This window comes from Rossellomorea aquimaris (assembly GCF_020171925.1).
Classification (GTDB): domain Bacteria; phylum Bacillota; class Bacilli; order Bacillales; family Bacillaceae_B; genus Rossellomorea; species Rossellomorea aquimaris_F.
In genome coordinates, this window is the sequence record NZ_JAIVAR010000006.1 from 130,889 (window position 1) to 153,219 (window position 22,331).

General features: G+C 41.4%; 21 protein-coding genes and 1 other annotated feature. Of the genes, 6 read left to right on the plus strand and 15 right to left on the minus strand.

Features of this window, described 5'->3' with window-relative positions; translation table 11 throughout:
* Position 1: 1 nt before the first annotated feature.
* Positions 2-373, minus strand: coding sequence for a hypothetical protein (locus LCM10_RS17215; RefSeq protein ID WP_224877519.1), 372 nt, complete (start codon positions 371-373; stop codon positions 2-4).
* A gap of 185 nt (positions 374-558) precedes the next feature.
* Here LCM10_RS17215 and LCM10_RS17220 point away from each other — a divergent pair, with 185 nt between their 5' ends.
* From LCM10_RS17220 to LCM10_RS17235, 4 genes are all read left to right on the plus strand, one after another.
* The gene (locus LCM10_RS17220; RefSeq protein ID WP_263621547.1) at positions 559-1,158 is read left to right on the plus strand and encodes a CYTH domain-containing protein; all 600 of its coding nucleotides are present in this window, start codon (positions 559-561) and stop codon (positions 1,156-1,158) included.
* A gap of 64 nt (positions 1,159-1,222) precedes the next feature.
* Positions 1,223-1,855 carry a lytic transglycosylase domain-containing protein gene (locus LCM10_RS17225; protein WP_224877521.1) on the plus strand — a complete coding sequence of 211 codons (633 nt, stop codon included), beginning with the start codon at positions 1,223-1,225 and terminating at the stop codon, positions 1,853-1,855.
* Between the two features lie 244 nt (positions 1,856-2,099).
* Positions 2,100-2,501, plus strand: a complete 402-nt coding sequence (locus tag LCM10_RS17230) for a globin (protein WP_224877522.1) — start codon at positions 2,100-2,102, stop codon at positions 2,499-2,501.
* Between the two features lie 43 nt (positions 2,502-2,544).
* On the plus strand, positions 2,545-3,342 hold the full coding sequence (locus tag LCM10_RS17235; protein WP_318247508.1) for a ClpXP adapter SpxH family protein: 798 nt from the start codon (positions 2,545-2,547) through the stop codon (positions 3,340-3,342).
* A 570-nt stretch (positions 3,343-3,912) separates the two neighbouring features.
* Here the strand turns inward: LCM10_RS17235 and pepF are convergent.
* The 12 genes from pepF to LCM10_RS17300 all read right to left on the minus strand — a co-directional run bounded on the left by pepF (position 3,913) and on the right by LCM10_RS17300 (position 18,884).
* Positions 3,913-5,736, minus strand: coding sequence for an oligoendopeptidase F (pepF, locus tag LCM10_RS17245; RefSeq protein WP_224877525.1), 1,824 nt, complete (start codon positions 5,734-5,736; stop codon positions 3,913-3,915).
* An 88-nt stretch (positions 5,737-5,824) separates the two neighbouring features.
* Positions 5,825-7,012 (minus strand): competence protein CoiA, encoded by a 1,188-nt coding sequence (locus LCM10_RS17250; RefSeq protein ID WP_224877526.1) that lies wholly within the window; start codon positions 7,010-7,012, stop codon positions 5,825-5,827.
* Between the two features lie 152 nt (positions 7,013-7,164).
* Positions 7,165-8,670, minus strand: coding sequence for a cardiolipin synthase (cls, locus tag LCM10_RS17255; RefSeq protein WP_224877527.1), 1,506 nt, complete (start codon positions 8,668-8,670; stop codon positions 7,165-7,167).
* A 66-nt stretch (positions 8,671-8,736) separates the two neighbouring features.
* The gene (gene mecA, locus LCM10_RS17260) at positions 8,737-9,408 is read right to left on the minus strand and encodes an adaptor protein MecA (RefSeq protein WP_224877528.1); all 672 of its coding nucleotides are present in this window, start codon (positions 9,406-9,408) and stop codon (positions 8,737-8,739) included.
* 449 nt (positions 9,409-9,857) lie between these two features.
* Positions 9,858-10,253, minus strand: a complete 396-nt coding sequence (gene spxA, locus LCM10_RS17265; RefSeq protein WP_224877529.1) for a transcriptional regulator SpxA — start codon at positions 10,251-10,253, stop codon at positions 9,858-9,860.
* A gap of 310 nt (positions 10,254-10,563) precedes the next feature.
* Positions 10,564-11,136 carry a GNAT family N-acetyltransferase gene (locus LCM10_RS17270; protein WP_224877530.1) on the minus strand — a complete coding sequence of 191 codons (573 nt, stop codon included), beginning with the start codon at positions 11,134-11,136 and terminating at the stop codon, positions 10,564-10,566.
* A gap of 454 nt (positions 11,137-11,590) precedes the next feature.
* Positions 11,591-12,778 (minus strand): putative glycoside hydrolase, encoded by a 1,188-nt coding sequence (locus tag LCM10_RS17275; protein WP_412103417.1) that lies wholly within the window; start codon positions 12,776-12,778, stop codon positions 11,591-11,593.
* Between the two features lie 293 nt (positions 12,779-13,071).
* A complete protein-coding gene (locus LCM10_RS17280) occupies positions 13,072-14,007 on the minus strand; it encodes an ABC transporter ATP-binding protein (protein ID WP_224877531.1) in 936 nt (311 codons plus the stop codon).
* The gene (locus LCM10_RS17285) at positions 14,007-15,080 is read right to left on the minus strand and encodes an ABC transporter ATP-binding protein (RefSeq protein WP_224877532.1); all 1,074 of its coding nucleotides are present in this window, start codon (positions 15,078-15,080) and stop codon (positions 14,007-14,009) included. Before LCM10_RS17285 ends, LCM10_RS17280 begins: the two co-directional genes overlap by 1 nt.
* A 20-nt stretch (positions 15,081-15,100) precedes the next feature.
* The gene (opp3C, locus tag LCM10_RS17290) at positions 15,101-16,126 is read right to left on the minus strand and encodes an oligopeptide ABC transporter permease (RefSeq protein ID WP_224877533.1); all 1,026 of its coding nucleotides are present in this window, start codon (positions 16,124-16,126) and stop codon (positions 15,101-15,103) included.
* Positions 16,126-17,055 carry an oligopeptide ABC transporter permease gene (gene opp3b, locus LCM10_RS17295; RefSeq protein ID WP_224877534.1) on the minus strand — a complete coding sequence of 310 codons (930 nt, stop codon included), beginning with the start codon at positions 17,053-17,055 and terminating at the stop codon, positions 16,126-16,128. Before opp3b ends, opp3C begins: the two co-directional genes overlap by 1 nt.
* Positions 17,056-17,228: 173 nt before the next feature.
* Positions 17,229-18,884, minus strand: a complete 1,656-nt coding sequence (locus tag LCM10_RS17300; RefSeq protein ID WP_224877535.1) for a peptide ABC transporter substrate-binding protein — start codon at positions 18,882-18,884, stop codon at positions 17,229-17,231.
* A 510-nt stretch (positions 18,885-19,394) separates the two neighbouring features.
* Between LCM10_RS17300 and LCM10_RS17305 the strand changes: the two genes are divergently transcribed.
* Together LCM10_RS17305 and trpS are read left to right on the plus strand one after the other, a co-directional pair.
* Positions 19,395-19,778 (plus strand): DUF3899 domain-containing protein, encoded by a 384-nt coding sequence (locus LCM10_RS17305; RefSeq protein ID WP_224877536.1) that lies wholly within the window; start codon positions 19,395-19,397, stop codon positions 19,776-19,778.
* A gap of 41 nt (positions 19,779-19,819) precedes the next feature.
* Positions 19,820-20,059: a binding site (T-box leader), on the plus strand.
* A gap of 52 nt (positions 20,060-20,111) precedes the next feature.
* The gene (trpS, locus tag LCM10_RS17310) at positions 20,112-21,110 is read left to right on the plus strand and encodes a tryptophan--tRNA ligase (RefSeq protein ID WP_224877537.1); all 999 of its coding nucleotides are present in this window, start codon (positions 20,112-20,114) and stop codon (positions 21,108-21,110) included.
* A gap of 88 nt (positions 21,111-21,198) precedes the next feature.
* Here the strand turns inward: trpS and LCM10_RS17315 are convergent, their stop codons facing one another.
* Together LCM10_RS17315 and LCM10_RS17320 are read right to left on the minus strand one after the other, a co-directional pair.
* Positions 21,199-21,948, minus strand: coding sequence for a YjbA family protein (locus LCM10_RS17315; protein WP_224877538.1), 750 nt, complete (start codon positions 21,946-21,948; stop codon positions 21,199-21,201).
* 83 nt (positions 21,949-22,031) lie between these two features.
* Positions 22,032-22,253 (minus strand): hypothetical protein, encoded by a 222-nt coding sequence (locus tag LCM10_RS17320; protein WP_224877539.1) that lies wholly within the window; start codon positions 22,251-22,253, stop codon positions 22,032-22,034.
* Positions 22,254-22,331: the final 78 nt, after the last annotated feature.

Here is a 22,331-nt window from a genome sequence, read left to right on the forward strand (position 1 = left end):
GTTATCGTATAAAGACGTTTTCAACTTTATTAACCATTTCTTCACCATAGTTCCCATTTCCTTCGATATTACTAATCAGGTAATTTAATTCTTCCTGAAAATGATCCAGTTCCAGCGAAAGATCAGCACTCTTTAACACAACGGAAGCATTTTCTTCCCTTGCTTTTTGCAGATCACCCCATAAACTTTCTTCGAGATACACATATACGAATTCCTCTTCGTTTTCCGTAAGGTATACAAATGCGTACTGATCGGAGTCCGCGATGATTTGCCCCGCCGGCTTGATCCCTTTCATGAAATCGGTTTGTTCCGTATGTAAGTGTAAAACTTCACCTTCAAGTTTTGCTTCATTGATTTTAATGATTTTTCTCATGGCTCTTTCATCCTTCCTTAAAACAATCAGTATTATTTTATCATAAGAAGGGTTATACATCTAAACATTGAAGTTCCATTCTTTAAAAGAGATAATAAATGTTAAGGGTTGTCGTAGCAAGCTGTCATTCCTGTTTATTTTAATGACATTGCATCTATCATACCCAGTACAAGAATGTTGCAAAAATGAAAGGATGCATTCAAGTGCCACAAGAGTTAGAAATTGAATTTAAAAACCTATTGGAAAAAGATGAATTCCTCGCCTTACTGGAGCACTTCAATATAGAAGAATCTGACTTCATCAGTCAGGAAAACCACTATTTCGATACTCCCGATTTCAAGCTGAAGGGTGAGCAATCGGCATTGAGGATCAGAAGGAAAGGAAACAAGCAGATACTGACACTGAAAACACCTGCCAAAGAAGGACTCCTCGAAACGAATCAAGAACTTTCGACACAGGCAGCAGATGAACTCCTGGAGTCGGGCATCATGCCAGAAGGAGAGGTCAAGCAATTCCTTGTTGATCGACGGTTCCCCCTCTCCCTTATCCACTTCGGATCCTTGACGACAAGAAGGGCTGAAATCGATTTTGATGGAGGGTTGCTGGTATTCGATGAAAGCAGCTACTTCAGTAAGGTCGACTATGAACTAGAGTATGAAGTACAAGATTTCAACTCCGGACAAGAAACCTTCTTGAATTTACTGAAGGAGCATGGGATCCCTCGCAGGAAAACAAACAACAAAATCAAAAGGTTCTATGAGGAGAAAGTCAGACTTGGGCTATAATTATCGGACTGCCAGCCGATATATAGGTTGAAATGGTAATACAATCATAGACAGGAGTCTCAATATGAATGTTCAACAAATAAAAGTGATGATGGAACTGCAGGCGCTCAATAAATTGGGCTCGGTTTCTTCCATTCAGGATAAGGGTCCACAGAATGATTTGTTTCAGGAGTTATTGACCAGGGCGGTGAATAGCGGATCAGGTCCCTCAACCGGCACACATACATTGGGGACCGTTAGAAACCTGCTTGAAACACATCCGGCATTTACGGTTTCAGAGCTCCCTCCCCTGATTAAAAGCAACACGGGTACGAAACCATCACAGTCAATCGACGATATTATAACAAGGGCTGCCGATCGGTATCATCTTCCTAAAAAATTGATACAAGCTGTGATACAGCATGAATCGGGCTTCAAATCCGATGCCGTCAGTCCTGCCGGTGCTTCGGGGTTGATGCAGTTGATGCCTTCTACCGCCCGTTCTCTCGGCGTGGACAATATCCTTGATCCGGAAGAGAACGTCTTTGCGGGAACAAAATATTTGAAGCAGATGATCGATAAATTTCACGGGAATATCGAAGTCGCACTTGCTGCATACAATGCTGGTCCTGGGAATGTTGACAAATACAATGGCATCCCTCCCTTCAAGGAAACCACCGCATATGTAAAAAAAGTAACGGACACTTTCTATGCCTGATGAATATCCATGTCCTTAAGTTTAAAGACATGTATAACGGGAACGGTCGCCATCCTGACAGAACAGGATGGCGGCTTTTTATTTTCCGTTTTTTGGGCAAGTTGATCGAGAATCGGCGGGATATCCAGAATTGAACAGGCAACACTAAGCTTACAGTTTCTTGTATATGAAGGCTATTTGTTTGAGATATGGCCCAATGCTTGCTAGAATAAACTTACATTCTAAGTAAAAAGGAGTCCTTCTTATGGTCGAGAAACCACAAATGCCCTATAATTTAATCGGCGAAAAGAAACTCTCCATGCTCGTTGATGCATTTTATAATAGAGTGTCTAAACATGATTTGTTAGCTCCTATTTTTCCGGATGACTTGACGGAGACGGCCCGAAAACAGAAACAGTTCCTGACACAATATTTGGGTGGTCCTCCCCTCTATACTTCTGAACACGGGCATCCTATGCTCCGCGCCAGGCACCTTCCCTTCCAGATTACCGAAGAACGGGCGAAGGCATGGCTAAGTTGTATGCAAGAAGCAATGGATGAGGTGGAACTGGAGGGTCCGATCAGGGACGATTTTTTTCAAAGACTTGTACTGACAGCTCACCATATGGTAAATACGGAGACACCGGAGAGAACCAACATTGACTAATCATAACCACTCAGGAGCCGATAAGAAACCGCTGGAAATATATATGTTCGTAGATCCCCTGTGTCCTGAATGCTGGGCACTGGAACCGGTATTAAAGAAACTCAGACTTGAATACGGACAGTATTTCAGGATCCGCTACATATTGAGCGGACAGCTGTCCAGTTTGAATATCACGACTAAACGAAAACAAGAGGATCTAGCACAGCAATGGGAGAAGACTGCAAGTCGTTCCGGGATGTCATGCGATGGAAGCATGTGGTTCGATAATCCGATCGACTCGCCTTACCTTGCATCCTTTGCCATTAAAGCAGCCGAGCTTCAAGGCAAACATGCCGGCATACGATTTTTACGTTATATCCAAGAAAGACTATTTCTTCAGAAACAGGATATCTCAGACTTTGAAGTATTGAAGGAATGTGCCGAGGAAGCCAAGCTCGACCTAAATGAATTTCTTAATGATATTCACTCATACTCCGCTTCAAAAGCCTTTCAATGTGATATTAAGATCACCTCTGAAATGGAAGTCGATGAAATCCCTACGCTGGTTTTCTTTAATGAGAATATCGAAGATGAGGGCCTAAAGGTAACCGGCCTCTACTCTTATGAAGTGTACGTCCACATCATCGAAGAGATGCTGACTGAAAAGCCGAAAAAAAAACCATTGCCTACACTGGAAGAATTCATGAGATATTATCGCTTGGTCGCTTCCAAAGAAATTGCTGTCGTTTATGACCTGTCCATTGAATCGGTTGAAAAAATGATGAAGAAATGGACGTTGCAGCAAAAGGTGCGGAAAATCCCCGCAAAGCACGGGACGTTTTGGAGATATATCGGAGAGTAATTATATTAATATAATTAAATACACTGAAAACGAGAAAAACCGATGTTGTCGCCAACATCGGTTTTTCAATACGAACAAAGGGGATGGGAGAAATTTTTCACGGTCAAACAAAGGGGTATATGTTTGCTTGTGATCAACTTCACACTGATAATATAACATGTGTGAACTTGTATTTGCAAGTTGTTTGTATGGTATTTCACAATATTGTCAAAATCCATGTATGATCCAATCAAACTTGTCATATAGTGTATAAATGATACATCGGGGGAATCGTCATGAACGTCAGTCTGAAAATTATTTTGTTATTGCTTTTGATCATCATTAGCTTTCTCATGAACATTCTTGGTTTGATGGACCTCATCCCTCTGCTGCTCACTTCACCGATCTTATTCCTCTCCCTCTTTCTCTTTATCTATTCTCTCGGTAATCGGAACCGTTTCAGAGGATTTAAATAATCGAGTACCGCCTTCATATTTCTCATGTTTACTCCACCGTTGAAAAACACCATTATGTATACGAGCAAAAAACGGAACCCCCTTCATCGTTGAAGGGGTTCCGATTTTAATTGATTTACTGAAGCTTCGCTAATAATTCTTCCATCTCATTCAGTTTTTCTTCAAACACTTTACAAGCTTCTTCCACCGGCTTTGAAGTAGTCATATCAACGCCAGCCTTCTTCAACACTTCAATCGGATAATCCGAGCTTCCCGCTTTAAGGAACTCGATATATCGCTCCACCGCCGGTTCGCCTTCTTCAAGTATTTGCTTGCTTAAGGCAGTGGCTGCCGAGAAGCCTGTGGCATATTGATACACATAATAATTGTAATAGAAATGAGGGATCCTTGCCCACTCCAACCCGATTTCCTTATCAATGGAGATCTCTTTGCCGAAATACTTCTCATTAAGAGCATAATATTCCTTAGTAAGTAAGTCCGATGTAAGCGCCTCACCATCCTGCGCTTTCTTATGGATCAAATGTTCAAATTCTGCAAACATCGTTTGACGGAACACAGTGCCCCTGAAACCTTCCAAATAATGATTCAGCAGATAGAGGCGCTTCTTCTCATCATCGATTGTGTTCAGCAGGTAATCATTCAGCAATGCCTCATTACATGTGGAAGCAACTTCTGCCACGAAGATGGAATAGTGTCCGTACGTATATGGCTGTGAAGACCTTGTGTAATAACTATGCACACTATGGCCGAACTCATGTGCAAGAGTGAACAAGTTATTCACATTATCCTGCCAGTTCATCAGAATATAAGGATTTGTCCCGTATGCACCCGACGAGTATGCACCGCTTCTCTTACCTTTATTCTCGACAACATCCACCCAGCGGTTATCAAAGCCTTCCTGAAGGACTTTGGCATAGTCATCCCCAAGTGGTTGGAGTCCTTTAAGGATCATGTCCTTGGCTTCTTCATATCCGACTTCCATTTTGACTTCCTTCACAAGCGGAGTGTAAAGATCGTACATATGCACTTCATCCAGTTCAAGCACTTTCTTCCTGAGCGATACATAGCGCTGAAGCAAATGAAGATTCTTATTCACCGTTTCCACCAGATTATCATAGACTTGCTCAGGGATATTGTTATTAGCCAGCGCTGCGTGACGAGCGGAATCGTAGTTCCTGACCCTAGCGACGAAATTATCTTTCTTCACGGTTCCACTAAGCGTAGAAGCGAACGTATTTTCAAACTTACCATATGTTTCATAAACCTTTTTAAATGCTTCCTCACGAACCGCTCTGTCCTCACTCTCAAGGAATCTGATGAAACGTCCGTGGGTGATATCGACTTCTTCTCCATTTTCATCCTTGATACTAGGGAATTCGATATCGGCATTATTAAGCATGCCGAATGTATTGCTTGAAGCACTGAATACCTCTGAAGCCTGAGCCATCAGAGACTCTTCTTCAGCAGATAATACATGCGGGCGCTGCAAATTGATTTCCTCTAGTGCATGTTCATATTTCTTCAATTCCTCTTTACTTTGCATGAAACCCTGAAGCTTTTCCTCATCCATTGATAGGATTTCGGGTACAAGGTACGCAAATTTGCTTCCCAGCTGCGTATAAAGACTCTTGGCACGATCATCCATCCCTTGGTAGTGGGAGTTTGTAGTATCTTGGTCATATCGCATATGAGAGTATGTATAAACCTTCCCCATTCTTTCCATTATTTCATCCTGAAAGCTTAACGCCTTATACAGTTGATCCGCACTTTCGCTTAATGTCCCCTTGAAATCCTCTGCACGATCGATTGTGTTTTTGATCTCTTTATACTCTTCTTCCCACGCTTGATCGCTTTCGAAGATATCCTCGAGCCTCCATGTGAGTGTTTCTTCTACTTCACTCCTCTGTGGCAGGCTTTTCGTTGCTGTGTCTTTTGACATATACATCCTCCATTCTGAATCTACAGACTATTCCTTATAGTAACATTCTCTCTCATCCTGAATATTCCTGCAAGAAAACACGCTTTCTTCAGTCCATTTTTAATATATGCTTCCAATTCGGAAAAAAACCACGCTCGTGAAGGAGAAAATCATTGAATGTACCCGGGCACTCCCATTTAGAGACTAATGAAAACCCCGCTGACCCTTCATTCTTGACAATGCGAAGCTTCTCCAAGATGGTAAGATAATCCCCAACTAAACGACTCATTGCACCTCCGGATGTCATGAGTGGGAAATCCCTCGCTTCAATGTCTCCACGACCCAGTCTTTCTGCGATAGCACGTAGGACAGACTCCTTGGAAAAAATCCTGTCTCTCTTTAACACATCCTTCCATATATAATACTGCCATTGAATTGGATGGGTTTTCAATATCGTTGCATGGGGCATGACCGGCAGTCCGATATAGAGGGGTAAATACTGAAACGTATCCCCTGCTTCATACACTTCTCTCAAGAATCTATCATACTTTAATGAACGATAATTTATTTTGTCAATGATCCACTTTTTACGGTATTGTGGCCAGTTGGAAAGCAAATGCGGACCGGTACTTCCCGGTCTCTGAAAGGAAATTGGCAGGGTGAATGAGTCAAGGGGGATGACGATGTTTTTTGAATGGAGAAACGTATTGTTTGATATAGGCATTAGATGGGGAAGAATGGTGAAACATTTCGTTCCGGGATTGAAATGGAGCAGGAAGTAATGTAATTCTTTCGAGAAACGGATGAATCCCTGTTGAAAACGGGTCAACTTAATTGGGTTCCCTGTCTGGATGGACTGAATCAAAATCCACAGAGGATGGATATCCGCATGACTATATCCGACCGTCCTCTTTCCCACTTCTTGAAGGGGAATGGTAGAGTGCTGGATTTCAATTGCGATGCGCCTTTCTTCAGCAGAAATCATTAAATCGGGGATTTGTTTGATTTGGGGTACATAACATTCCAGTTTAACATCCTCATAAAGATGTGTAAGCCTTTGATATAGTATTGTTTTACTCCAAATATGCTCCCGTGTTTCCTTTCTCGAATCAAATGGGCATTGTACTTTGGCGGCATGGGAGAAATGAGGGGCTTTTACCTGGCCGACTTTCAGGATCAACGGAGACAAGCAATGAGGACATATAAAGGTGGGGGATCCCTTTCTTATGCTTCGCAATTCTTCTTTGGAATGATTGAACACGATAAAAGGCTTGGAATTTAATAAAGCTGTAAGCATTAAACACCTCCTTCTATTTCTATTCGACAAAAACGGTTGAATTCCTGCAAACAAAAATGACAGACGGAATACATCCATCTGTCATCGCTTATTGGGTTCCAAATTGAGGTCTATCAACAGCTTTTCTGGCCAATACCCGATTTCGCCAATCATTATAACAACGGAGACATTAGTCTGGATGTAGACTCTAGGATCCTGTAGCCAAGATGTCTCTTTTGGAATTCATCATGTGATAGCTCGACCGAGTCTTCCAGATCGTTCTTATACTCCGCCACCAAAGAATGTGTACTTGACGTCTTGTATAAGAAGGCATTCACCTCGAAGTTTAAATGAAAGCTTCTCATATCCATATTAGATGTCCCGATGGAAGCGAGCTCATTATCCACAATCACAATCTTACTATGCATAAAACCTTTCTGGTATTCATAAATCCTTACACCTGCCTCAAGCAGTTCAGGAAAATAGGATCTGGAAGCATGAAAAACAATTCTTTTATCCGGTTTGTGCGGCACGAGGAGCCGGACATCGATGCCGCTCAATGCAGCAATCTTGAGGGCAGAAAAGATATCTTCATCCGGGATGAAGTATGGAGAGGCCACCCACACGCTCTTTTGTGCAGAAGTTATCATGGAAAAGAAGATATTCTTAAGAACGCTAAGCTCATTGTCTGGGCCCCCCGCAATCATTTGGACCCCACCATCGTTGGTCGCGTCCGCAGGTTCTGGATTCAGATAACCCGGGGTCAAGAAGTCATCGTTGGTCATATAGTACCAATCCTGCAAAAAGATCAGTTGAAGCGTCCGGACTGCTTCCCCTTTTACAAATAAATGAGTATCCCTCCAAAAGCCGAAGGATGGATTCTTACCCAAGTATTCATCTCCTATGTTCAATCCACCAACAAACCCGATATTTCCATCGATCACAATGATTTTCCTGTGGTTTCTGAAATTGAACTTATTATTAAGGAAAGGGATCTTGACTGGACCGAACGGGATTACCTCTATACCTGCACGTTTCATGTCATTGATATACTGTTTTGATAACTGCCACGCACCGACTGCATCATAAAGGAATCTTACCTTGACGCCATCGTTCGCACGGTCGATCAATATATCCTTGATCTGCTGACCGATGTCATCATGGCGAACGATGTAGTATTCCAAATGGATATGGTGCTTGGCCGTTTTCAACCAATGAAGAATCTCACCGAATGTCTCATCACCATTCGTCAATACTTTTGTTTCACTAGTAAAGGAGATGGCACTGTTCCCAATCCGCTGAGCGAGCTGCACATGCTTTTCCTGATACAAACCAAATAATTCTGGATTCATATCCTTCGGCCCAGGTTCATATTTATCATAGGTTTCCTTATCCAGAATGAACTTCTTCTTATACATCCTTTCCTTGCGGTAACTTCTCCCAAAAAGCAAATAAAAAATGAACCCAAGGAAAGGAAAGGCACCAAGAACGATCAACCACGTGAGAGTCTGGGTCGGATGCCGATTTTCAAAGAAAATAAGGAAACCGATGATGATGACAGAGAATGTAAACAACAAACTTACATATTTAAGAACCCCTACCAAGTATTGATCTAAAAAATAAAAATAACTCAATGATACAACCAGTATGAATAAGAGCACCTTGACCGTATTTTTCATTACCTACACCGTCCCATGATTGTGAATAAAAAAATACCGATTTCGGGTTGAAACCGGTATTCGAACTTATGAAAAATGTGCACTTAATGTATCGAAGACGTCTTGATCGATTACAGTTGTTCCATACTCTTCAAGACGGTGGACAGTCATTCTGGATTCATCCGCATACTCAAGAAGGATACTTAGCATATTGTCGATCTCTTCTTCTGAGAAGTGCTCTTCAGAAAACTTGACATAAAGATAATATTTATTTTCAAAAGCAAGTAACTTCGTTGTTAAATGTTCTACGGCCAGATCCTTCAACCGCTTGGATAAAGCAATGGCATCTTCGAATTCATTGAATTTCAATGTAAAATCCAATGCAACTTCTGCGTTCTCGTCATCATCCTGTTTCAATTGGAAATGTTGATCGAGCAATTCCTCGATCCGTTCATCGACAGGTAGTTCCTTCAGCTTATCTTCCGGGATCGGTAGTTCGAATCGTTGACCGTCCTTAGATACCTGAGCCCTTGTTACAAGTACTTCAAGTCCTTTATCCAAGGCCTGGACTTGAATCCATAGGGGACCTTCGATACCGAAGTCCTCTTCCTGATGGACTTCATCCATCATTTCCCAAAAGAGTTCTTCGCTCCTTTCACGGTTATACCAAATTTCTTCGCGATCAAAGCCTCGATCCTCTATATCCCCGTATGAAATATAAAATTTCACTGTATTTTCATTAATGCGTTCGATTTCCATTTTTTACACCTCTCCCTTCTTGCATAAAGTTAGTGAAGGGACTACACCCTCTGAGCTGCATAAGCCCGACTGTCTGAACAGGTGTGCCAGACTGTTGGTGAAGATTAAGATACACTTTAAACTAGTTTGTACCTTGTACTTCTATTTTATGTTATTAGCACTTAAAATGGAATAATATTAACACCCATTTTTCCTTTAAGCAATATGGACTATTTTAAGCGTTTTTGCCATTTTAGCTAATATTTGCAGAAAATTCAAGTGATAATACTTACTACAAATATTAGGTACGACATACAGTGCGATCGGACAATAAGAAGTCCACCGCTGCAATCGATAAGTAAAGAAAAGGACTAACCCATAAGGAAACAAAACGCCCTTTACGGATCAGCCCCTTTTCATTGTATATTCCCCACGGATACTAAACATGCAGGAATCATGAAAGAGTTCAGTTAATTAACCATTCTTTGCGCTTCAAGAAGTTGGAATGTGCGGACTTTCCTTGGTAGGAAGCGTCTAATTTCATCTTCATTGTATCCAACTTGCAATCGTTTTTCATCCAGGATGATCGGACGTCTAAGCAGACCCGGATTTTTCTGGATAAGCTCGAACAATTCTTGAAGCGGTAACGTTTCCAAGTCCACTTGAAGCTTTTGGAATGTCTTGGAGCGGGTAGAGATGATCTCATCGGTACCATCTTCAGTCATTCGAAGAATCTCTTTGATTTCGTCGATGCTCAGTGGTTCTGAAAAAACGTTACGTTCTGTATATGGAATCTCATGCTCTTCTAACCAAGCTTTTGCCTTACGACAAGATGTACAACTAGGTGAAGTGAATAATGTAACCACGTCATTCACACTCCCTTAATATTTTATAGTAGTGAGGTTCATAAAGAGTATTTTATATTTAAACACAATCGTTATTTAAAATAAGTTTAAATAAGAAATCTCTATTATGTATTATACATGAATTGCAAGAAGTTGAACATACTTTTAATCAATTTGTCAAACTTCTTACACATTAGTTTAACATAAGCTATATATTTTCCTTATACAGTGTTTATTACCCGCTCTTATCCCCTTCTAAACCTCTCGATTGCTGGTGGATATTTTCATTTAGAAAACCTTATTGCGAATCGCAATAAGGTTTTTGATTGTCCTATAATCCTTTTAATACATCTTTATCCCGGTCTTCATCCATTTTCAACACTTCGTCTACAGGCTGATAGGATGCTCCGTAAAATTTTTGATCCTTATACGTATGGATCATTTCGTATGTTTTCTTCATTGACTCGAAGATTAAATCCTCAGATGCGTTACCTGGAGCCCAGTAAAGGATTTCCATTTGATTGATCTCATCGGTTGCCAGGGATCGTCTTCTATAACCGATGCTCACCGCATGCTCAAAACCTTCGCGCTTATAGAATTTCAATCGCTTCTCAGTATCCGTATCCTCATAATCAACAGGTTCGACTTCCAATATGATGGCCTTTTCCTTCTCCTTCAATTTGTCCAGGAGCTTATGACCAAGACCTTGCCCCCTTGCATCCTTGGAGACAAATAAATAATCGATAAAGATGAAATCTTCGAGTTCTGCATACATGAGCACATGGTGCTTCCCTTCATCTTTATGATAAATATCACTTCGTTCTTTCAGTAATGATTCCAGATGTTCTTTCGATTTCATTTCCTCTACAGGGAAATACTGATTTAACTTTTCATACCAGTGCATGGACCTACTCCTTTTAGTGAATTTGTTATCGACTAACCGGATAAAACCTATTTTTTCGAATGTGATTGTTTGATGTACGTTGTTAGTCTTTTCAGTGGAAATGGTATTCATACGGTTCTACACGAAGCGCTTCCTGTAGAAAAGGGGGAGATGTGGTGTAAAGCGGTTAATGTTACCAATTTAATCATAACAATAACGTTGAAATTGTCAAATGATATACATGATGTTTTTTTGGGGATCAATTTGTGAATTGTAGATGAATTCAAGCTATGACCTTTATAGCACTGCTTCAGATTATTTAGTTCCGCTTTCCATCTGTTTGAAAGCTGGTTTCAAACTGTTTGACAAATCAACTCTTTCACGGTTTCTGGACAATTTGTTTAGTCTCCTACACATAAAATCCGGACTCTCTTCTTTCCAATGAAAAGAAGAGAGTCCGGATTGAAGTGATTTATTAAGGGGTATAGTCGACACCCTCAGTATAGGTGTTACCTGCATCCCAGAGGAGGAACTCATTGATTCCCTGGTCATTCAAGGCTTTGATTTGCGCTTCCACTTCCGCCTTGCCATATGGTTTATAATTCCCGCTGCCAAGCCAGGAAGCCGTGAAATCCTGAATCCAAGGTCTTGAAATCGGAGGATCTTTCAATTCCTGCAACTTTTTGTTCTCAAGCTTTGCATATTCTGTGACGAGTTCATATGGCTGCAAGTCGGGTTTGGCGATGCCGAAATACGGTGTCCAATGACTCGGATAGATCATGGAAGAAATGACGTCGACATGTTCAGATATTTTCGAGAAGTTTTGACCAATACCTGGCGCTTCAGGGAGTGTTGCGGTATACCCAAAAATATCCACGGATACTTTGACACCATAAGGCTTTAACTTTTCATGGGCATACTCCACGAAATCCGTTACTGCGTGAACCCGTTTCTGGACGTTGTCTGTATTTTCGTTTCCATACTCACCTGTACCATACTCCAGTTCTTGATCACGTTTTTCGAAACCTTCAGGAAAGCGGACATAATCAAATTGTATTTCCTGGAATCCCATCTTTGCCGCTTCAATCGCAATTCCAACATTATAATCCCAAACTTCTTTAAGGAACGGATTGACAAACGATTCCCCACGTCCATTCTTCCAAACAGAACCGCCATCTTTATAGGATAGTTGAGGTTTTTTATTGGCAAGGACGGTATCCTTGAAAACCACGATCCGCGCAATCGGATAGATTTGTTTCTCCTCCATTGCCTTAAGGACTGATTTAGGATCCTTGATATACGGCTGACCGACTTCTGCATAAGGAGACGAGGATTCCGGTTCATATGTAACATATCCATGATCGTCCTTGATGTCGATCACCATCGCGTTAAGATCGGTGGAATCAATGAGGTCAAGCAATCTTTTAAACCGTTCACCTCCGGCAGAATGTCCGGTAACGTACACACCCCTTACAGCATCCGGATATTCAAACGAATATCCCGAATCATATACAAATCGAGGAAGTGCTGTTGGTAATTCCTTTTTGGAAAGTGAAAGGCCTCTCTTTTGATGATTCTCACTTGTAGGAGCCTTATCAGACTCGGCGCTAACTGTTTGTATTGGCAATACACACATCGTGAACACGCATAATGCTGTCGCCATCTTACTCCATTTCAAAATGAATCTCTCCTCTTTTAATCTGTCTATCTACTAAAAATTGTAACACTTCATACTATTTTAACAAGGAAAATCCTTCTAAGAAAAGGGGAATAACGCCCAAATGTCGAAATTTCCGAGGAAATCAATAATGTACACGTGAAGTCGGTTCAAACATTCTAAGGACAGTTTATGTTTCATACTGTGAAATAAGAAGGGGTTTACATTTGTTATCAGGTGGAATAGTAAAGTATCACATAATGAAAAAGCTCCCTTCTATAAGGGAGCTTTTTCGCAAGTTATGCTTTATATTGCGCTTTGTATTGCGCATATTCTTTCTCTGAGCAATATACGAAGTGTCCTGGAGCCACTTCGCGCATTTCAAGATGATCCTCTTCAGTATAATTATGAACAGCAGGATCATATTCCTTTCTTCTGCGCGTGCGCTCATACTCAGGGTCAGGAAGCGGTATGGCAGACAAGAGTGACTGTGTATAAGGGTGAAGCGGGTTCTTATACAGTGCATCACTAGGTGCCAGTTCCACTAGTTTACCAAAATACATGACGCCGATCCGGTCACTGATATATTTAACCATCGATAGATCATGTGCGATGAATAGATACGTCAACCCTTTTTCTTTCTGCAGTTTCTGCATCAAGTTTACAACCTGAGCCTGAATGGAAACGTCAAGTGCTGAGATTGGTTCATCTGCAATGATGAAGTCCGGATCTACTGCAAGTGCACGGGCAATCCCGATACGCTGACGCTGACCACCAGAGAACTCATGCGGGTAACGGCCAGCATGTTCCTTATTTAAACCAACCGTTTCAAGAAGCTCATGTACTTTCCGCAAGCGTTCTTCTTTAGAAGAAGCCAAACCGTGAATATCGATTCCTTCTGCGATGATGTCGGCAACCTTCATACGTGGGTTCAACGATGCATACGGATCTTGGAAGATCATCTGCATCTTACGGTTGAACTTTTTTAATTGAGAGCGGCTTTTCTTACCGTGTACATCATCACCATCGAATAGTACCTGACCGTCCGTTGCATCATACAAACGGATGATGGTACGGCCTGTCGTAGATTTACCACAACCGGATTCGCCAACCAGTCCAAGCGTCTCACCCTTATAAATATCAAAAGAGATATCATCAACGGCCTTGACCATGTTTGGTTTTCCTGGGTTGAAGTATTGTTTAAGATTTTTTATTTCAAGCAATTTCTCTGCCATTATGAACGAACCTCCCCAACTAATACCGGCTCAGCGTAGTTAGACGGCATTTTTCTGTGTCTTACTTTAACCGCTTCAGGAGGATCCACCTGAGGAGCATTAGGATGCATCAACCAGGATTTTACGAAATGTGTATCGGACACCTTATAATATGGTGGCTCTTCTTCAAAGTCGATCTTCATTGCATATTCACTTCTAAGTGCGAATGCATCTCCTTTAGGAGGATTCAACAGGTCAGGCGGCGTTCCTGGGATTGCTACCAATTCCTGCTCTCCTTCCGTATCCGTTGTCGGCATGGAACCAATCAACCCCCAAGTATATGGGTGACGTGGATCATAGAAGATTTCATCCACTGTTCCAGATTCTACGATTTGTCCACCATACATGACGGCTACACGATCGGCAACATTGGCTACGACGCCAAGATCATGCGTGATGAAGATGATGGATGTTTCGATCTTCGTCTGCAAGTCTTTCATCAATTCAAGGATCTGCGCTTGGATTGTTACGTCCAGTGCGGTTGTCGGTTCATCTGCGATCAAGATCTTAGGGTTGCATGCAAGTGCGATGGCGATGACGACACGCTGGCGCTGACCACCTGAGAATTGGTGCGGATATTGTTTGAATCGTGTCTCCGGACTAGGAAGCCCTACAAGCTTCAATAATTCGATGGCACGTTTTTTTGCATCATTTTTGTTCATATTCTGATGTTTGACAAGCGGTTCCATGATTTGTTTACCGATCGTCATCGTCGGGTTCAAGGAAGTCATCGGATCCTGGAAGATCATCGAGATATCCTTCCCTCTGATTTTTTCCATTTGCTTTTCAGGAAGTGACGCAAGGTCCTTTCCTTCAAACATGATATTTCCGTCTTTGATGAACCCTGGAGGATTCGGGATAAGTCTCATCAATGCTTTTGTCGTAACTGATTTTCCCGATCCGGATTCACCTACGATTGCAAGTGTTTCACCTTTATCAAGATGAAAGTCTACACCTCGGACTGCTTTTACTTCTCCTCCATGCGTATTGAAGGAGACATGTAAATTATTCACTTCAAGTATTCTTTTAGACATATTCTTCAATCTCCCTTCCATTACTTACGCATTTTCGGATCCAGTGCATCACGGAGTCCGTCAGCCATCAAGTTAAAGCTCAAAATGACTAATGATATGATGGCTGAAGGCACCAACATCATATGAGGATAAGATTGAATCGATCTGTACCCATCATTAACCAATGAACCCAAAGATGCTTTCGGAGGAGCAATACCCAATCCGATAAAGCTTAAGAATGCTTCCATATAAATCGCTGATGGAACCGTGAACATCGTCGTGATGATGACTGGCCCCATAACGTTAGGCAGTAAATGTTTGAAGATTAATCGGTTGCTGCTCGCACCCAATGTACGTGAAGCAAGTACAAATTCCTGATTCTTCAGCTGTAGGACTTGTCCGCGGACGATCCTTGCCATCCCGGTCCATCCTGTTATGACCATCGCCATGGTGATCGAGAAGATCCCCGGCTCAAACACCAGGATGAAAAGGATAACGACGATCAAGTTAGGGATCCCTACAAGGATCTCGATGATACGCTGCATGAAATCGTCGACTCTTCCACCGTAATAAGCGGAAATACCACCATAAGAAATACCGATCAAGAAATCAATGATCGCTGCCAAGATACCGATATAGAGGGAAACCCTTGTTCCCGTCCAAGTTCTTGTCCATAAATCCCTTCCAAGGTCATCTGTACCAAACCAATAATTCTCTTCGATTTTCCTAGCTTCATATATATCGAAACCGTCTTTATCCTTCCCGTCAAATGGAAGCCAGCTGATTCCTGAAAGCGCTTCAATTTTAGGTGGGAGTTTTGCGTGTCTAATTTCCTGACTTTTGAATGTGTGATCATTCATTCCCGGGCCGATGATCGCGAAAAGTATGATGATCGCCGTGATGATCATTCCGACAATCGCACCTTTACTCTTTCGTAATCTGATCCAGGCATCTTGCCAAAAATTCAAACTCGGTCTTTCGATTCTTTCAGCTTCATTTTCATTGATTTTCTTCTGCTGGAAGAGATCTGGACTAAGCTGATCTAATTTTCTTTTGTTTGATTCCATTATTTCTTCCCTCCAGCTATACGAATACGTGGGTCGATGATTCCATACAGGATATCAACCAAGAAGATAACACCGATGAATAGTGCACTAAAGAATAACGTGATTCCCATGATGACCGTGTAGTCATTTGTGTTGATTGAAAGGACGAATTGTTCACCTAACCCAGGAACCGCAAAAATACGCTCAATAACAAGTGAACCTGTCATAACCGCGACCGTCATTGGTCCCAAGATTGTGACAATTGGGATCATGGCGTTACGCACTGCGTGTTTTACGACGGTCCCGACTTTTGAAATCCCTTTTGCTTTTGCTAGTAAAATATAATCAGAGTTTAAGATCTCGAGCATTTCGGTACGCATGAAACGCGCAATCGTTGCCACAACCCCTACTGTAAGGGCAAGTGTCGGGAGGATGGTATGTTTATATTCTCCCCATAGGGCAACTGGTAACCACTCGAGTTTTACACCGATGTAGTATTGCATTAATGCTGCGAATACGAAGGATGGGATCGATATCCCCAACACTGCGAGTATCGTCGAACCGTAATCAAGGAAAGTATTGTGCTTGATGGCTGCAATTATCCCAACCAATAATCCTAAAAACGTTCCTAATACCATAGCTTGGAATCCTAGAAGTGCGGAAGGTCCAATACGATCTCCAATGATTTGTGTTACCGGGCGGTTGTCGTATTGGAATGATAGACCTAAGTCACCTTGGGCAAGTCCTGTCATATAGTTGACATACTGAACAGGAAGCGGATCATTCAGGCCATATTTATCCAAAATGATTTGTTGTTGTTCCGGAGACAGCCTTTCTTGATTTTGTAGTGGAGATCCAGGTAGGAGCTTCATCAGAAAGAAAGTAGCGGTAGCAATGATAAGCAAAGTGATGATCATATAAACGATACGTTGAAGTGTATATTTGACCATTCTTTAGCCCCCCTTTTTTGTCTGTTTTTTTCGTTACATAGTTAATTATATCGATAATCGACAAATTTTCAATCAATTTTTACTTTTTTGATATTTTTCGACAATCAGCGGAAAAGGAGAGCGTATGCTCATGCATACACTCTCCCTTCTAAGGTTTGTCATTGAGCTATCAATTACTCAACAGAAGCCCACTTGTAAGAGTTATCCGCACCAAATGAATGGCGAAGGATTCCTTTAACATATGGACGCTCTAGGTAAGAGCTACCCTTTTGGTACATAGGGCTGATTGCTTGATCTTCGAAAAGAATCTTCTCAGCGTCGATCATTGCTTGCCAACGAGCATCAAGGTCACTAGCAAGTTCACCTTTAGCTTTTTCAACTAACTCATCGTATTTTTCGTTAGAGTAAGCCATTTGGTTATGAGCTCCATCTGTAACGAACATGTCGATGAATGTCATCGGATCTGGATAGTCAGGACCCCATCCAGCGAATGAGAAGTCATAGTCACCTTTTGATTCTAGGTCAAGCTTTTGCTTGAATGGTTGAGCTTTGATTGAAACAGTTAGACCTTCAAGGTTTGTTTCAAGTTGTTCTTTAATGAACTCACCGATTTTCTTAGAGCTTTCAGAGTCATAGTTTAATAGTTCGATTTCGAACGTATCTTTACCTAACTCTTCTTTTGCTTTAGCCCAGTGTTCTTTCGCTTTTTCTGGATCGAATCCACCGAAATCACCAACAGTTTCACGGTATTCAGCTCCATCTGGACCAGATACGAAATCTTTTGGTACTAGGTAGTAAGCAGGCATAGAACCGTTGTTCATAAGAACGTCAACCATACCTTGTTTGTCATAAGCAGCATCGATCGCTTTACGAGCATGTACGTTAGCCATCACTTCGTTCTTTTGGTTCAAACGAAGGAAGTATACAGCTGTATCAGCCAATGTTTTGAAGTTTGGATCATCTTTGTACTTGTCAACGAATTCAGCAGATAGACCAGTTACGTCTGCTTTATTTGTTTCATAAAGGTTAACTGCAGTCGCAGTATCTTTAACGATGTTGAAGTTAACTTCTTTCAACTTAACTGTTTCTGCATCCCAGTAGTTGTCGTTTTTAGACAATTTGAAGCTTTGTTCGTGCTTCCACTCAGCTAGTGTGAATGGACCATTGTAGATTACTTTATCAGCTTCAAGACCATATTGATCGCCTTGAGATTCTACGAATTTTTGGTTTTGAGGATAGAAAGTTGCGAAAGAAAGTAATGCCTTGAAGTAAGGTACTTGACCTTCAAGTTGTACTTCTAACGTTTTGTCGTCGATTGCTTTAACACCTAGTTCTTCAACTGGAAGTTCTCCAGCATTTACTTTAGCAGCGTTTTTCACATCATACATGATGTAAGCATACTCTGCACCAGTGTCTGGGTTTAAAGCTTTTTGCCAAGAGTAAACGAAGTCGTTAGCAGTAACTGCTTCTCCGTTAGACCATTTAGCATCACGAAGCTTGAACGTGTAAGTAAGACCATCTTCACTGACTTGTGGTTCTTCAGCAGCCATACCTAGAACGGCTTCGTCGTTCTCACCTAGACGGTAAAGACCTTCGAATACGTTGTTCATGACGTTGAATGAAACAGAGTCAGTAGCTAGTGTAGAGTCCATTGATGGGATCTCAGAACCCTCGATCAAGTTAAGTACTTGTTCTTTTTTCTCAGCAGGCTTGTCGCCGCCTTTGTCGCCTGAATCTCCTCCTTTAGCATCGTCGTTGCCGCCACAAGCAGCTAAGAACGTGCTAAGAGCCAGAAGAAGAACCAGCAAGAATGAAAACTTTTTCTTCATCTTGAAATTGACCTCCTCATAAATCTCATATTTATTTATCTTCTAATTTTCAGAAGATTTGTTACTTATTATACATGATAGAGATATTTTTGCAATATTAATTTAACAGTTTTTTTGCAAAATTATCAGATTAGTAGGTAATTAGCATCCAAAACCCTTATTTACCAACGTTTTTTCGTTATATTTTAGGGTGTTTGTCCTATTACAATTGTTACAGCACGTGATTTCTTTGTAAATTCAACCATGGTCTAAATTATATAGAATAGAAGGATCCGTCACTAGCTTCCATTATAATTATTAACTCTATTGATTTTTTATTAGTTTCTAAAGCTCTGATCCCCCACTGTTCAGTGACCGGATTTCTCTGTTCCCCACATGATGTATTCCCGGAGCGGACTGTTGTCTTTTCTTACTGAACACTCTGCCTACCCCTGTATATATATGAATCCCGATTGAAATGCATGGAGTGAATCGTGTATACTTTCTATAAAAAAGGGTTAAAGGAGTATTATGAAACGAACACTATTGATTATCTTAATCACCATCATCCCGCTCGCCATCTCCATGACTGTTTCGGTTTCCGGTGGCGATTCATTTACGTTATCCCTTCTGGACGGTTTGTTTATCGTCGGAATGATCCAGTTGATTATCGGTGCTTTCCTATATATATTTCAGAAGGGGTTCTTCAATGGAATCATCTATTCATTGAAAAGATTCAGAAGGAGCACTTCACAGGGGAGATATCTTTCACAATTCGATGATATCGATTCAACAAAGGAAGCCCATGAAGAAATTTCTGCCGAAAGGTCTTACAAGATCACAGCTGCACTACTTTTAACGGGAATCCTGCTGTTGTTTATTTCTTTCCTTTCCTCCTATCTCTTCTATACTTGAATTCGGTCTTTTAATTCACTATAATAGTGTTTACTAATATGACCATGGCACTGAAGAAGAGGAGTACCTACTAGTCATGATTCAAGAGAGCTTGTGGCAGGTGCGAACAAGTAATCATCTAGCAGGGAATGGACTTCCGAGCTTCATTCGTGAACATGACAGTAGCGGATGACGGAATGACCTTACGTTAAAAAGGTTCCATACGTTTGTATGGACTAAGGAGACTCATCAACTTGAGTACTTAGGGTGGCACCGCGGATCCTATCCCATTCGTCCCTATTTTCATAAGGGAGAGTGGGTTTTTATTTTGAGTGAATTCAGGAGGTAAATGAAATGAAGACAATTTTTAGCGGCATTCAGCCGAGCGGGACGATCACTCTCGGTAATTACATTGGCGCAATGAAGCAGTTCACTGAATTGCAAAATGAGTATTACTGTTACTTTTGCGTTGTGGACCAGCACGCAATTACGGTGCAGCAGGATAAGATGGAGCTTCGAAAAAATATAAAAAGTTTGGCTGCCCTGTATATCGCGTGTGGAATCGATCCCGAGAAGTCCACCTTGTTCATACAGTCAGAGGTACCGGCACATGCCCAGGCTGGGTGGATCCTTCAATGTGTGACATATATAGGAGAACTGGAGCGCATGACACAGTTCAAAGACAAGTCACACGGAAAGGAAGCTGTATCTGCAGGGCTTCTGACATATCCGCCGTTAATGGCTGCGGATATCCTATTATATGGTACCGATCTTGTACCGGTGGGCGAGGATCAAAAACAGCATCTTGAGCTGACCCGCAATCTGGCAGAGCGTTTCAACAACAAATATAATGATATCTTTACGATACCTGAAGTCAGGATTCCAAAAGTAGGCGCACGTGTCATGTCACTACAGGATCCTGTCAAGAAGATGAGTAAATCAGATCCCAACCAAAAATCATTCATCACATTACTTGATGAGCCGAAGCAAATTGAGAAAAAGATCAAGAGCGCGGTCACCGATTCAGATGGGGTCGTGAAATATGACAAGGAAAACAAACCGGGCGTTTCGAATTTATTGTCCATTTATTCCATCCTTGAGGGGATTTCCATCGAAGAGCTCGAACAGAAATACGAAGGAAAAGGGTATGGAGCGTTCAAAGCGGATTTGGCTCAGGTTGTCATTGACACCATCAAACCCATCCAGGACCGTTACAATGAACTAATCGATTCAGATGAGCTGGATGACATTCTTGATAATGGAGCTGAAAAAGCAAACAGGGCTGCCAACAAGATGTTAAGAAAAATGGAGAAAGCCATGGGACTTGGACGTAAAGACAGAAAAAGAAAATAAGATCACAAAACCGGGAGCTCTATTCAGGGCTTCCGGCTTTTTTTTGCATAAAAAAACCTTGAGCCTTTTTGGCTCAAGGTCTTAACGCTCAGTTCACTTTTGGCCTGTTCTCTACTTCCCACAGTTTCTCAAAGAAAGGCTGTCCTTTAATCAAGTTCTCACATAAAGTAAGGTGCTTGGTTGACCATCCATACTTTATTTCTTCATAAAGCATATTCCATACGTCTTCGAAATCCATGTCTCGGATGAATCGATATTGTTCCGGTGCCCATTCTGTGTACCAATAACGGATCTCCGCGGTGTTCTTTGAAGTATGAAGCTGGTCGAGCGCCATAAATAATAACTGCTTCAGCTGTCTTTCCTTCCGTGTCAATCCATTCATCATATGGGGACTCGGGGAAAGAATATGATAGGCTTCCTCTTCTTTCAAATCAAGCTCCATGGAGTAACGAACCGTTTCATGACCTTCCACCATTTCATAAACAAGCTGTTCCTGCCTTGGAATGAGCCGGCTCTTCCTTATAGGAACGGTATATCCTATTGTATCAACTGCGATGATGCCTGTCCCATCCGTGACAATGAAGCAATAATCCAGCTGGATCCGTTCATGGTTCTTTCTTAAATATGCCTTTTGATACACGTCATTCAGCAGTTGTTGAGGTAACTCTGATAAATCATTCTCGATGTAATGAAATAGGGTACTATCCACTTTAATCAAAGGAACTTGATCTAACAACTCAATGACATCTTCTTTTCTCCATTCATGAAAATGACAGACATTGTAGCCATTTTCTTCACCCTCGAACCAATTTACCCATACATCATGAAGATATAACATGATTGACCCCTCGCTTTGCTACAATCTTATTTGTCAATCAGTATAGGCAGTTTAGAGTAAAAATATTCCTTGATCCCTACCTTTTATAAATAGGTGTTATTTTTTCTGCGTGGCAGATAGATCGTTAAGGTGATGATGAGAATTCCGACTAGGAAAAGATAACATTCGATCCTGGTGCTCACAAATAGAAGATAATCAATGATTCCCATACCTGTCGTAAGAAGGTTCAAATAGATGATCAAGCTTACTCCCCCGGAAACAGCCAGTCCAAACCCGATAAATAATATGAACACTTGAAACACCATGCCTTCCGCCTCTACCCTCTTTTACTTGCTTGTCCTTTTATAATAGTTTATGTGGGAATGAGGGATATATGACGAAAA

What these genes read in the sequence shown, in the direction of transcription:
- LCM10_RS17215 (WP_224877519.1), bottom strand. Translation starts at nt 373, where the DNA reads ATGAGAAAAATCATTAAAATCAATGAAGCAAAACTTGAAGGTGAAGTT.
- LCM10_RS17220 (WP_263621547.1), top strand. Translation starts at nt 559, where the DNA reads ATGAAAGGATGCATTCAAGTGCCACAAGAGTTAGAAATTGAATTTAAA.
- LCM10_RS17225 (WP_224877521.1), top strand. Translation starts at nt 1,223, where the DNA reads ATGAATGTTCAACAAATAAAAGTGATGATGGAACTGCAGGCGCTCAAT.
- LCM10_RS17230 (WP_224877522.1), top strand. Translation starts at nt 2,100, where the DNA reads ATGGTCGAGAAACCACAAATGCCCTATAATTTAATCGGCGAAAAGAAA.
- LCM10_RS17235 (WP_318247508.1), top strand. Translation starts at nt 2,545, where the DNA reads ATGTTCGTAGATCCCCTGTGTCCTGAATGCTGGGCACTGGAACCGGTA.
- pepF (WP_224877525.1), bottom strand. Translation starts at nt 5,736, where the DNA reads ATGTCAAAAGACACAGCAACGAAAAGCCTGCCACAGAGGAGTGAAGTA.
- LCM10_RS17250 (WP_224877526.1), bottom strand. Translation starts at nt 7,012, where the DNA reads ATGCTTACAGCTTTATTAAATTCCAAGCCTTTTATCGTGTTCAATCAT.
- cls (WP_224877527.1), bottom strand. Translation starts at nt 8,670, where the DNA reads ATGAAAAATACGGTCAAGGTGCTCTTATTCATACTGGTTGTATCATTG.
- mecA (WP_224877528.1), bottom strand. Translation starts at nt 9,408, where the DNA reads ATGGAAATCGAACGCATTAATGAAAATACAGTGAAATTTTATATTTCA.
- LCM10_RS17270 (WP_224877530.1), bottom strand. Translation starts at nt 11,136, where the DNA reads ATGCACTGGTATGAAAAGTTAAATCAGTATTTCCCTGTAGAGGAAATG.
- LCM10_RS17275 (WP_412103417.1), bottom strand. Translation starts at nt 12,778, where the DNA reads ATGGCGACAGCATTATGCGTGTTCACGATGTGTGTATTGCCAATACAA.
- LCM10_RS17280 (WP_224877531.1), bottom strand. Translation starts at nt 14,007, where the DNA reads ATGGCAGAGAAATTGCTTGAAATAAAAAATCTTAAACAATACTTCAAC.
- LCM10_RS17285 (WP_224877532.1), bottom strand. Translation starts at nt 15,080, where the DNA reads ATGTCTAAAAGAATACTTGAAGTGAATAATTTACATGTCTCCTTCAAT.
- opp3C (WP_224877533.1), bottom strand. Translation starts at nt 16,126, where the DNA reads ATGGAATCAAACAAAAGAAAATTAGATCAGCTTAGTCCAGATCTCTTC.
- opp3b (WP_224877534.1), bottom strand. Translation starts at nt 17,055, where the DNA reads ATGGTCAAATATACACTTCAACGTATCGTTTATATGATCATCACTTTG.
- LCM10_RS17300 (WP_224877535.1), bottom strand. Translation starts at nt 18,884, where the DNA reads ATGAAGAAAAAGTTTTCATTCTTGCTGGTTCTTCTTCTGGCTCTTAGC.
- LCM10_RS17305 (WP_224877536.1), top strand. Translation starts at nt 19,395, where the DNA reads ATGAAACGAACACTATTGATTATCTTAATCACCATCATCCCGCTCGCC.
- trpS (WP_224877537.1), top strand. Translation starts at nt 20,112, where the DNA reads ATGAAGACAATTTTTAGCGGCATTCAGCCGAGCGGGACGATCACTCTC.
- LCM10_RS17315 (WP_224877538.1), bottom strand. Translation starts at nt 21,948, where the DNA reads ATGTTATATCTTCATGATGTATGGGTAAATTGGTTCGAGGGTGAAGAA.
- LCM10_RS17320 (WP_224877539.1), bottom strand. Translation starts at nt 22,253, where the DNA reads ATGGTGTTTCAAGTGTTCATATTATTTATCGGGTTTGGACTGGCTGTT.